Consider the following 11,434-nt stretch of genomic DNA (forward strand, 5'->3'; position numbering starts at 1 on the left):
ATCGCCGCACGGGTCCGCCGCGGCCACGAGCTGCTGCTCGGCCTCGTCGGCGGCTGCGCGGTTCTCGTCACGGCCTCCGCCGCCGTCCTCGCCTTCGCCCCCGGCGGCGGCCCCTGGCCCCGTCTCCTCGCCCTGACCGCCGGCCTCGCGATGCTGCTGCGCGCCCGTCTCTTCCGCTACACCGCCCAGGTCGCCGCCGTCCTCGGCGCGGGCCTCGCAGCCCTCGCCCTGCTCGTCCTCGGCCTCGCCCTCCAGCCGGCCGCCGACGCGGGTGCGGGCGGCGGGTCCCTCGACGTCCGTACGCTCTGGCTCGCAGCAGCCGTCACCCTCGGTGGCGCCCTGCTCACCGCCGTGGCGCTGATCGTCCCCACCCGGGGCCTGTCACCCTTTTGGGGGCGTGTCTCCGACCTCGCCGAGAGCGTCCTCCTCCTCGCGCTCGTCCCGCTGTGCCTCGCCGTCCTCGATCTGTACTCGGCGGCGCGCAGCTTGTCGGCCGGATAGTCCGGACAGGCCGGACGGATCAGCCCCTGCCCCGCCCCCGTATCCGGCCCTCCCTGCCAGGGTGACTGGTCCGGGCTGGTACTCTGTGCAACGGCCGTTTGTGTACGCGCCTCCGGAGCGCCCTTCGCGGGTCTCTGGGGACAGCGCCCAGCGGACCCCGCCTCCCGAGTAACGGAAGCTCCCCTGAGTAAGAGACCAGGGGCACTCGGTGGCCAAAAGACACTCAGAAGGAGTATCGCGTGTCGCTCGACGCCGCTACGAAGAAGCAGATCATGGCCGAGTTCGCCACCAAGGAGGGCGACACCGGCTCCCCCGAGGTCCAGGTTGCGATGCTCACCCGCCGCATCTCGGACCTGACCGAGCACCTGAAGATGCACAAGCACGACCACCACTCGCGTCGTGGCCTGCTGCTCCTGGTCGGTCAGCGCCGTCGCCTGCTGCAGTACCTGGCCAAGAAGGACATCACGCGCTTCCGCGCCCTGGTCGAGCGCCTCGGCATCCGCCGCGGTGCCGCCGGCGCCAAGTAAGACACCGTGAAGGGAGCGGTTCCCACGATCTGGGGGCCGCTCCCTTTGCGTATCTCGTGGAAAGCAGAAGCTTTGTAGTCTGGTTTCCACAACGGCACCTACGCCGAACCGTATGAGGAGGAGCGCTCAGCTCGCCGCCGGTCCTCGGTAGTGGCCCCCGGATCAGGGAAATCCGGGTGCTTCGATCGAAGACCGGCCAGCACAGACGCTCCTCCACCACCGTCCCCGCCACACGGGCCGGGACGTAGACGAGGAGATATCCCTGGTGGAGAACGAGACCCACTACGCCGAGGCCGTCATCGACAACGGCGCCTTCGGCACCCGCACCATCCGCTTCGAGACGGGCCGCCTGGCCAAGCAGGCCGCCGGTTCCGCCGTGGCGTACCTGGACGACGACACCATGGTGCTGTCGGCCACCTCGGCTTCCAAGAAGCCCAAGGACCAGCTCGACTTCTTCCCCCTGACGGTGGACGTCGAGGAGCGCATGTACGCGGCCGGCAAGATCCCCGGCTCCTTCTTCCGCCGCGAGGGCCGTCCCTCCGAGGACGCGGTCCTGACCTGCCGCCTGATCGACCGCCCGCTGCGCCCCTCCTTCAAGAAGGGCCTGCGCAACGAGATCCAGATCGTCGAGACGATCATGGCGCTCAACCCCGACCACCTCTACGACGTGGTCGCGATCAACGCCGCCTCCTGCTCCACGCAGCTCGCGGGCCTGCCCTTCTCCGGTCCGATCGGCGCCACCCGCGTCGCTCTGATCAAGGGCCAGTGGGTCGCGTTCCCGACCCACACCGAGCTCGAGGACGCCGTCTTCGACATGGTCGTGGCCGGCCGCGTCCTGGAGGACGGCGACGTCGCGATCATGATGGTCGAGGCCGAGGCCACCGAGAAGACCGTCCAGCTGGTCAAGGACGGCGCCGACGCCCCCACCGAGGAGGTCGTCGCCGCCGGTCTCGAGGCCGCGAAGCCCTTCATCAAGGTCCTGTGCCGCGCGCAGTCCGAGCTCGCCTCCAAGGCCGCCAAGCCCGAGGGCGAGTTCCCGGTCTTCCTGGACTACCAGGACGACGTCCTGGCCGCCCTGACCAAGGCCGTCCGCGACGAGCTCGCCCAGGCGCTCACCATCGCCGGCAAGCAGGAGCGCGAGACCGAGATCGACCGTGTCAAGGAGCTCGCCGCCGAGAAGCTCCTGCCGGAGTTCGAGGGCCGCGAGAAGGAGATCTCCGCCGCGTACCGCTCGCTGACCAAGTCCCTGGTCCGTGAGCGCGTCATCAAGGAGAAGAAGCGCATCGACGGCCGTGGCGTGACGGACATCCGTACGCTCGCCGCCGAGGTCGAGGCCATCCCGCGCGTGCACGGCTCGGCCCTGTTCGAGCGTGGCGAGACCCAGATCCTGGGCGTCACCACCCTCAACATGCTCCGCATGGAGCAGCAGCTGGACACCCTCTCCCCGGTGACCCGCAAGCGCTACATGCACAACTACAACTTCCCGCCGTACTCCGTCGGCGAGACCGGCCGCGTCGGTTCGCCGAAGCGCCGCGAGATCGGCCACGGCGCCCTGGCCGAGCGGGCCATCGTGCCCGTGCTGCCGACGCGCGAGGAGTTCCCCTACGCGATCCGCCAGGTCTCCGAGGCGCTGGGCTCCAACGGCTCGACGTCCATGGGCTCGGTCTGCGCCTCCACCATGTCGCTGCTGAACGCCGGTGTGCCCCTGAAGGCCCCCGTCGCCGGTATCGCCATGGGCCTGATCTCCCAGGAGATCGACGGCAAGACGCACTACGTCGCCCTCACCGACATCCTCGGTGCGGAGGACGCCTTCGGCGACATGGACTTCAAGGTCGCCGGCACCAAGGAGTTCGTGACCGCCCTCCAGCTCGACACCAAGCTGGACGGCATCCCGGCCTCCGTCCTGGCCGCGGCCCTCAAGCAGGCCCGCGACGCCCGCCTCCACATCCTCGATGTGATGATGGAAGCGATCGACACGCCGGACGAGATGTCCCCCAACGCCCCGCGGATCATCACCGTCAAGATCCCCGTGGACAAGATCGGCGAGGTCATCGGCCCCAAGGGCAAGATGATCAACCAGATCCAGGAGGACACCGGCGCCGAGATCACGATCGAGGACGACGGCACCATCTACATCGGTGCCGCCGACGGCCCGGCCGCCGAGGCCGCCCGCGCCACGATCAACGGCATCGCCAACCCGACCATGCCCGAGGTCGGCGAGCGCTACCTGGGTACGGTCGTCAAGACCACCACCTTCGGTGCCTTCGTCTCCCTCATGCCGGGCAAGGACGGTCTGCTGCACATCTCGCAGATCCGCAAGCTCGCCGGCGGCAAGCGCGTGGAGAACGTCGAGGACGTGCTCGGCGTGGGCCAGAAGGTCCAGGTCGAGATCGCCGAGATCGACCAGCGCGGCAAGCTCTCCCTCATCCCCGTCATCGAGGGCGAGGACGGCGACAAGGCCGACGAGACCAAGGACGAGTCCGCCAAGTGACGTCCCGTAGTACACGGAAGACGGCCCGCACCTCCTCGGAGGGGCGGGCCGTCGCCCGTACCCAAACGCTCCTCAAGGGCGAGAACGGCATCGGCACGGTCCGCCGCACCACCCTCCCGGGCGGCCTGCGCATCGTCACCGAGACGCTGCCGTCCGTGCGCTCCGCGACCTTCGGCATCTGGGCCAACGTCGGCTCGCGCGACGAGACGCCGGCCCTCAACGGCGCCACCCACTACCTGGAGCACCTGCTCTTCAAGGGCACGGCCAAGCGCAGCGCGCTCGACATCTCCTCGGCCATCGACGCCGTCGGCGGCGAGATGAACGCGTTCACGGCCAAGGAGTACACGTGCTACTACGCGCGCGTGCTCGACACCGACCTGCCGCTGGCCATCGACGTCGTCTGCGACATGCTCACCGGATCGCTGATCGACGCCGCCGACGTCGACGCCGAGCGCGGCGTGATCCTCGAAGAGATCGCGATGACGGAGGACGACCCCGGCGACTGCGTGCACGACCTGTTCGCGCACACCATGCTGGGCGACACGCCCCTGGGCCGCCCCGTCCTCGGCACGGTCGACACGATCAACGCCCTCACGCGCGACCAGATCGCCCGCTTCTACAAGAAGCACTACGACCCGACGCGCCTCGTCGTGGCCGCCGCGGGCAACGTCGACCACGCCAAGGTCGTCCGCCAGGTGCGCGCTGCCTTCGACCGGGCCGGTGCCCTGAGCCGTACGGACGCCACGCCCGTCGGCCCGCGCTCCGGCGCCCGCACGATCCGCACCGCCGGCCGCGTGGAGGTGCTCGGCCGCAAGACCGAGCAGGCGCACGTCGTCCTCGGCATGCCCGGCCTGTCGCGCACGGACGACCGCCGCTGGGCGCTCGGCGTGCTCAACACCGCCCTCGGCGGCGGCATGAGCTCGCGCCTCTTCCAGGAGGTCCGGGAGAAGCGCGGCCTGGCCTACTCGGTCTACTCCTACACCTCGGGCTACGCCGACTGCGGCCTCTTCGGCGTCTACGCCGGCTGCCGCCCGAGCCAGGTCCACGACGTCCTGAAGATCTGCCGCGACGAGCTCGACAAGGTCGCGTCGGAGGGACTGCCGGACGAGGAGATCAGCCGCGCCGTGGGGCAGCTCGCGGGCTCCACCGTCCTCGGCCTGGAGGACACCGGTGCGCTCATGAACCGCATCGGCAAGAGCGAGCTGTGCTGGGGCGACCAGATGTCCGTCGACGACATGCTGGCGCGCATCTCGGCCGTCACCCCGGACGAGGTCCGTGAGGTGGCCCGCGATGTACTGGGGCAGCGTCCTTCACTGTCCGTCATCGGCCCGCTGAAGGACAAGCAGGCCGCGCGCCTGCACGAGGCCGTTTCTTAGTTCACCGCGGGAAGTAGTTCACCGCTGTAGAGGGAAGCAGGGACGATGAGCAAGCTGCGCGTCGCGGTCATCGGAGCCAAGGGCCGCATCGGCTCCGAGGCCGTACGGGCCGTCGAAGCCGCCGAGGACATGGAGCTGGTGGCCGCGCTGGGCCGGGGCGACGGGCTGGAGGCCCTGACCGAGGCGGGAGCCCAGGTCGCGGTCGAGCTGACGCACCCCGACTCGGTCATGGACAACCTCGAGTTCTGCGTGCGCAACGGCATCCACGGTGTCGTCGGCACCACCGGCTGGACCGAGGAGCGCCTCGCGCAGCTGAACTCCTGGCTCGACGCCTCGCCGTCGACCGGCGTGCTCATCGCCCCGAACTTCTCCATCGGGGCCGTCCTCACCATGTCCTTCGCCCGCCAGGCGGCCCGCTTCTTCGAGTCCGTCGAGGTCGTCGAGCTGCACCACCCCAACAAGGCCGACGCCCCCTCCGGCACGGCCACCCGCACCGCGCAGCTCATCGCCGCCGCCCGGCGCGAGGCGGGCTGTGCCCCGCAGCCCGACGCCACCACGACCGCCCTGGAGGGTGCGCGCGGCGCGGACGTCGACGGGGTGCCCGTGCACGCCGTACGGCTCCGCGGCCTCCTGGCCCACCAGGAGGTGCTCTTCGGTGACACCGGCGAGACGCTCACCATCCGGCACGACTCGCTGCACCACAGCTGCTTCATGCCGGGCATCCTGCTCGGCGCGCGGCGCGTCACGACGACCCCGGGCCTGACGTTCGGCCTGGAACACTTCCTGGACCTGGGCTGAGCACCGTGCGCGCCAAAATCGTCTACTTCGCCCTGGCCGCCGTCCTGGTCGTCTACTTCGTCCTGGTCGGCAGCCGCGGAGTCATGCTCATCCAGCAGGGCACGGCCGTCACCATCGCCTTCGGAGTGTCGGTCCTGGTCCTGCCGTTCATCGGCGCCTGGTTCCTCTACCAGACCACCAAGTTCGCGCGCGACGCCAACCGGCTGGCGCGGGAGCTGGAGGCCGAGGGCGGGCTGCCCGTGGACGAACTGGTGCGCACCCCCAGCGGGCGCATCGACCGGGACTCCGCGGACGCGGTCTTCGCCAAGCGCAAGGCCGAGACGGAAGATGCCCCGTCCGACTGGCGCAGCTGGTTCCGGCTGGCCGTGGCCTACCACGACGCCCGGGACACGCCCCGCGCCCGCAAGGCCATGCAGCGGGCGATCGCCCTGCACGACAGGAAGCCGGTGCGGGCGGAGGCCGCGTAGGGCGCCGCGACGTCCTGCGGAGGGCTGCATGGGGCACTGCAGGGGGCGGTGCACTGGGCGGCGGCACGGGGCGGTGCATGGGGCCGCTCAGCATGGGCCCCGCATGTCAGCATGGGCCCGGCATGGGGCGCCCGGCATGGGGCGGCGTGCGCCCGGCTCGGCGCCGGGCGGCACCGCGTCAGCGGCGGAAGTCCGCCGCCCAGCCCTCGACCGCGTCGCACGCCATCGCGAACGCCTGCGGACGCCCGAGGAAGTCCGCTCCATGGTCGGTGACCAGCGTCGCCAGGGGGCTGCCGCCCGCGCGCTCCACGACGACCGCCTGCCCCTGCACGGTGCGGGGGAGGCCCAGCCACCGCACGGGCTGCTGCGTGGTGCGCACGGCCGTCACCTCGGCCCAGGGCACCGTCTTCTTGGACAGCAGCCCCACGTGGCGCAGCCCGTGCTCGCTCACCCAGACCCCGGCCCGCACCAGGCGCACGGCCAGGAGGATCACCAGGACGGCGACGGCGACACAGACGCCCGACCCGGGCAGGGAGCCGGCCACGGCAATGATCATCGCGGCGAAGAGCACGTACGAGGCGAGCAGCAGCAACAGTGCGGTGACGCCGACGCGCCACGGCCCCGGACGGTAGGGACGGCGCCAGCGGGCGAGGTCCTCGTCCCAAGCGGGCGGGGCGGCGGCCCCGGCGGCAGGCGCGAGCTCCCCGGCGTCGCGGTCAGCGGTCAGAAAGGGCAGGGGCACGAATTTCCTCACTCGTCAGCAAGCACGCTCGAACGGCTGTGCCCGGTGAGGCTATAGAAAAGGGCGGGACCCGAGCACACCAGGGTCGGTGCGCCGGATCCCGCCCGTCATGATCACCCGCAGGTCAGCGGCCGTCCGAGGTCTCGGACCGCTGCGACTGGTGCGTGTCCTGCGCGCTCGGCTGCAGGGACGGCATTCCGAACAGCAGCGCTCCGACCAGCCCCGTCGTCACCGTGAGGCCCACGAGCACGCGGCCGGCTATCTGCGAGCGGCTCGCGCGTTCTCGGGGCGGCGGCGTGACGTTGCTGCGGTAGCGCTCTGCCTCGGCGACGAAGGCGAACGGCACGGGCTCTCGCCGGCGGAACATGATGGGGGCTCTCCTAGGAACCTCGAAAACTGCTGTCGTACGTAAGGACGATCGAAGCGCGCCGGCGGTGCCCGTTTTCGGCGACTTCTGTGAAAAATCTCAACCAGTGAGCCGCTTGCCCCGTCGCGGCGGGGCCGTCGGCCGCCGAGTGTCAGTGGCGGCCCGTAGGCTGGGCGCCGCCCCGAGCCATGCAACTGGAAGGACCCCGCCGGTGACCGACAGCCCCACCGAGACCGCCAAGCCCACATTCCGCGGCGACGTGACCGTCGAGCTGGTCAAGCACAGCGCTGCCGACTCCGACGTGCTGTGGGCGGCCCGCGTCTCCACCGCCGGCGAGCAGTCCCTGGAAGAGATCACCAAGGACCCGGAGCGGTCCAAGGGGCTGATCAACTACCTGATGCGCGACCGCCACGGCAGCCCCTTCGAGCACAACTCGATGACCTTCTTCATCAGCGCGCCGATCTTCGTCTTCCGCGAGTTCATGCGCCACCGCGTGGGCTGGTCGTACAACGAGGAGTCGGGTCGCTACCGCGAGCTGCAGCCCGTCTTCTACGTCCCGGACGCCGAGCGCAAGCTCGTCCAGGAGGGCCGTCCCGGCAAGTACGTCTTCGTCGAGGGCACCGACGCGCAGCACGAGCTGACCACGCGCGTCATGGAGAACACCTACCGCGAGGCCTACGAGGCCTACCAGGAGATGCTGGCTGCCGGTGTGGCCCGCGAGGTCGCGCGCTCGGTCCTCCCGGTCGGCCTGTTCTCCTCGATGTACGCCACGTGCAACGCCCGCTCGCTGATGCACTTCCTCGGCCTGCGCACGCAGCACGAGCAGGCGGCCGTGCCGTCCTTCCCGCAGCGGGAGATCGAGATGGTCGGCGAGAAGATGGAGGCGGAGTGGGCGAAGCTCATGCCCCTCACGTACGCCGCGTTCAACAAGAACGGCCGCATCGCCCCGTGACGCCGCGGCCCCCGGGCCCGGCGGCCGCGGCACCGGCTCCCGGGGGTGCTGTACGGCCCGGTAACTACGGTGTCCGTATTGCGGCTTTTCGTGGCTTTAATCTAGTCTGAAAAGACGGGCCCGGCACTGCTTGAACCCCCGAGCAGGCAGTGCCGGGATCCCTTTGGCACTCCCCGAGGGGGCACCTCACGGTGAGCAACGAGTAGCGTGACCCTCATGGCTCCGACCTCCACACCGCAGACGCCCTTCGGGCGGGTCCTGACCGCCATGGTCACGCCCTTCACCGCTGACGGTGCCCTCGACCTCGACGGCGCTCAGCGGCTCGCCGCCCACCTCGTGGACGCCGGCAACGACGGTCTCATCGTCAACGGCACCACCGGCGAGTCCCCCACCACCAGCGATGCGGAGAAAGCCCAGCTCGTACGGGCCGTGGTCGAGGCGGTCGGAGACCGCGCCCACGTCGTCGCCGGAGCCGGCACCAACCACACGCACCACAGCGCCGAGCTGGCCCGCGCCGCCGAGAAGGCGGGCGCCCACGGCCTCCTCGTCGTCACGCCGTACTACAACAAGCCCCCGCAGGAGGGCCTGGTCCGGCACTTCACCGCCGTCGCCGATGCCACCGGCCTGCCGGTCATGGTCTACGACATCCCGGGCCGCAGCGGCGTCGCGATCGACACCGAGACCCTCGTCCGGCTGGCCGACCACCCCCGCATCGTCGCCAACAAGGACGCCAAGGGCGACCTGGGCGCCACGAGCTGGGCCATCGCCCGCTCCGGCCTCGCCTGGTACTCCGGCGACGACATGCTGAACCTGCCGCAGCTCGCCGTCGGCGCCGCGGGCTTCGTCTCGGTCGCCGGCCACTTCGTCGCCGCCGACCTGCGCGCCATGACCGACGCCTACCTCGCCGGTGACGTCCGCAAGGCCGCCGAGATCCACCAGAAGCTGCTCCCCGTCTTCACGGGCCTCTTCCGCACCCAGGGCGTCATGACCACCAAGGCCGGCCTGGCCCTGCAGGGACTGCCCGCCGGCCCCGTGCGCCTGCCGCTCGTGGAGCTCACCGAGCAGGAGACCGAGCAGCTCCGGCGCGACCTCACGGCCGGCGGCGTCCAGCTCGGCTGAACCGCCGCCCCGGACCGGGCACCGCCCGGTCCGCCCAGGACTTCACAACTGAACACACCGGCCGAAACGCCGGAACCCCACAACTGAAGATCCAATAACAACTGCAAGTGCACGAAGGTCACGCGCGCCATATGTCCTGCGGGCATGTGGCGTGCGTGGTGAGGAGAGTCTTTTGAGCCACCCGCATCCTGAACTCGGTCCCCCGCCGAAGCTCCCCGAGAACGGCCTGCGCGTCACCCCGCTCGGCGGCCTGGGGGAGATCGGCCGCAACATGACGGTCTTCGAGTACGGCGGCCGCCTGCTGATCGTCGACTGCGGAGTGCTCTTCCCTGAGGAGGAGCAGCCCGGAATCGACCTGATCCTGCCCGACTTCTCGTCCATCCGTGACCGCCTCGACGACATCGACGGCATCGTGCTCACGCACGGTCACGAGGACCACATCGGCGGCGTCCCCTACCTGCTCCGCGAGAAGCCGGACATCCCGCTGATCGGCTCCAAGCTGACCCTGGCCCTCATCGAGGCCAAGCTGCAGGAGCACCGCATCCGCCCGTACACCCTCGAGGTCGTCGAGGGTCACCGCGAGCGCATCGGTCCCTTTGACTGCGAGTTCATCGCGGTCAACCACTCCATCCCGGACGCGCTGGCCGTCGCCATCCGCACCCCCGCCGGCATGGCCGTGCACACCGGTGACTTCAAGATGGACCAGCTCCCGCTGGACCGTCGCCTCACCGACCTGCCGGCCTTCGCCAAGCTGGGCGAGGAGGGCATCGACCTGCTGCTCGTGGACTCCACGAACGCCGAGGTCCCCGGCTTCGTCCCGCCCGAGCGCGACATCTCCGGCGTCCTGCGCCAGGTGTTCGCCGCCGCCCAGAAGCGCATCATCGTGGCCAGCTTCGCCAGCCACGTGCACCGCATCCAGCAGATCCTCGACGCCGCCCACGAGTACGGGCGCCGCGTCGCCTTCGTCGGCCGCTCGATGGTCCGCAACATGGGCATCGCCCGTGACCTGGGCTACCTGCGGATCCCCGCCGGTCTCGTCGTGGACGTGAAGACGCTCGACGACCTGCCGGACGACGAGGTCGTGCTGGTGTGCACCGGCTCCCAGGGCGAGCCGATGGCGGCCCTGTCCCGGATGGCCAACCGCGACCACCAGATCCGGATCGTCCAGGGCGACACCGTCATCCTGGCCTCGTCCCTCATCCCGGGCAACGAGAACGCGGTCTACCGCGTGATCAACGGCCTGACCCGCTGGGGCGCGAACGTCGTCCACAAGGGCAACGCCCGGGTCCATGTCTCCGGCCACGCCTCCGCGGGCGAGCTGCTGTACTTCTACAACATCTGCAAGCCCCGGAACCTCATGCCGGTGCACGGCGAGTGGCGTCACCTGCGGGCCAACGCGGAGCTCGGCGCGCTGACGGGCGTTCCCAAGAATCACATCGTGATCGCCGAGGACGGCGTCGTCGTCGACCTGGTGAACGGCTCGGCGAAGATCGTCGGCAAGGTCCAGGCGGGTTACGTGTACGTGGACGGCCTCTCGGTCGGCGACGTCACCGAGACCTCGCTCAAGGACCGCCGCATCCTCGGAGACGAGGGCATCATCTCCGTCTTCATCGTGGTCGACAGCACGACGGGCAAGGTGGTGAGCGGCCCGCAGATCCAGGCGCGCGGTTCCGGCATCGAGGACGCCGCGTTCTCGGCGGTCGTCCCGAAGATCGAGGAAGCGATCGCCAAGTCCGCCTCCGACGGCGTCGTGGAGCCGCACCAGCTCCAGCAGCTCGTCCGCCGGACGATGGGCAAGTGGGTCTCCGACACCTACCGCCGCCGCCCGATGATCCTGCCCGTGGTCGTCGAGGTCTGACCCGGAACGAGGCGTCCCTGACGCCTCGTCAACCGAACGGACGGCCGTCCCGGTGCCGATTTGCATCCGGGCGCGGCCGTCCAGTAGGTTTACGGCTCCACCGCAAGGGGAACCCCGACACGTTCGTGAACGTGAAGGATCGTTCAGATGGCGGTGGGGAATCCCGACCGGATCGATCTGATAAAGTCGGGATCACCGCCGGAAAGCGAAAGCTGAAAGGCGAAACCCCGCTCCAG

At 70.2% G+C, this 11,434-nt stretch carries 10 protein-coding genes and 1 pseudogene; 9 read left to right on the forward strand and 2 right to left on the reverse strand.

All coding sequences use genetic code 11. From position 1 onward, the window contains the following. The 6 genes and pseudogenes from V7793_RS25300 to V7793_RS25325 form a co-directional block, all read left to right on the forward strand. Positions 1-501: pseudogene (locus V7793_RS25300) on the forward strand (type VII secretion integral membrane protein EccD); the annotation flags it as partial. 239 nt (positions 502-740) lie between these two features. Continuing rightward, entirely contained in the window at positions 741-1,028 is a 288-nt protein-coding gene (gene rpsO / locus V7793_RS25305) for a 30S ribosomal protein S15 (RefSeq protein WP_168094146.1), read from the forward strand. Positions 1,029-1,293: 265 nt separating this feature from the next. Next, positions 1,294-3,519: a polyribonucleotide nucleotidyltransferase gene (locus tag V7793_RS25310; protein WP_336010247.1), complete on the forward strand. Its 2,226-nt coding sequence runs from the start codon at positions 1,294-1,296 to the stop codon at positions 3,517-3,519. Then, positions 3,516-4,895: a M16 family metallopeptidase gene (locus V7793_RS25315; RefSeq protein WP_336010249.1), complete on the forward strand. Its 1,380-nt coding sequence runs from the start codon at positions 3,516-3,518 to the stop codon at positions 4,893-4,895. Before V7793_RS25310 ends, V7793_RS25315 begins: the two co-directional genes overlap by 4 nt. A gap of 45 nt (positions 4,896-4,940) precedes the next feature. After that, positions 4,941-5,693, forward strand: a complete 753-nt coding sequence (gene dapB, locus V7793_RS25320) for a 4-hydroxy-tetrahydrodipicolinate reductase (RefSeq protein ID WP_168094149.1) — start codon at positions 4,941-4,943, stop codon at positions 5,691-5,693. Between the two features lie 5 nt (positions 5,694-5,698). Beyond that, complete coding sequence (locus V7793_RS25325) at positions 5,699-6,160, forward strand: hypothetical protein (RefSeq protein WP_336010250.1); 462 nt, start codon at positions 5,699-5,701, stop codon at positions 6,158-6,160. A 178-nt stretch (positions 6,161-6,338) separates the two neighbouring features. Here V7793_RS25325 and V7793_RS25330 read toward each other — a convergent pair whose 3' ends face one another. After that, positions 6,339-6,902: a hypothetical protein gene (locus V7793_RS25330; RefSeq protein ID WP_336010252.1), complete on the reverse strand. Its 564-nt coding sequence runs from the start codon at positions 6,900-6,902 to the stop codon at positions 6,339-6,341. A gap of 124 nt (positions 6,903-7,026) precedes the next feature. After that, a complete protein-coding gene (locus V7793_RS25335; protein WP_168094152.1) occupies positions 7,027-7,269 on the reverse strand; it encodes a hypothetical protein in 243 nt (80 codons plus the stop codon). 211 nt (positions 7,270-7,480) lie between these two features. Here V7793_RS25335 and thyX point away from each other — a divergent pair, with 211 nt between their 5' ends. The 3 genes from thyX to V7793_RS25350 all read left to right on the forward strand — a co-directional run bounded on the left by thyX (position 7,481) and on the right by V7793_RS25350 (position 11,198). Further along, on the forward strand, positions 7,481-8,221 hold the full coding sequence (gene thyX, locus V7793_RS25340; RefSeq protein ID WP_336010254.1) for an FAD-dependent thymidylate synthase: 741 nt from the start codon (positions 7,481-7,483) through the stop codon (positions 8,219-8,221). A 216-nt stretch (positions 8,222-8,437) separates the two neighbouring features. Next, positions 8,438-9,340, forward strand: coding sequence for a 4-hydroxy-tetrahydrodipicolinate synthase (gene dapA, locus V7793_RS25345; protein WP_336010256.1), 903 nt, complete (start codon positions 8,438-8,440; stop codon positions 9,338-9,340). A 172-nt stretch (positions 9,341-9,512) separates the two neighbouring features. Further along, complete coding sequence (locus tag V7793_RS25350; protein WP_336010258.1) at positions 9,513-11,198, forward strand: ribonuclease J; 1,686 nt, start codon at positions 9,513-9,515, stop codon at positions 11,196-11,198. The last annotated feature ends 236 nt before the right edge of the window (positions 11,199-11,434 follow it).

The sequence above is a fragment of the Streptomyces sp. KLMMK genome (genome assembly GCF_036961605.1).
Classification (GTDB): Bacteria; Actinomycetota; Actinomycetes; order Streptomycetales; family Streptomycetaceae; genus Streptomyces; species Streptomyces telluris.

Coding starts and splice junctions, on each gene's coding strand:
- V7793_RS25335 (WP_168094152.1), bottom strand. CDS start 7,269: ATGTTCCGCCGGCGAGAGCCCGTGCCGTTCGCCTTCGTCGCCGAGGCA.
- dapB (WP_168094149.1), top strand. CDS start 4,941: ATGAGCAAGCTGCGCGTCGCGGTCATCGGAGCCAAGGGCCGCATCGGC.
- dapA (WP_336010256.1), top strand. CDS start 8,438: ATGGCTCCGACCTCCACACCGCAGACGCCCTTCGGGCGGGTCCTGACC.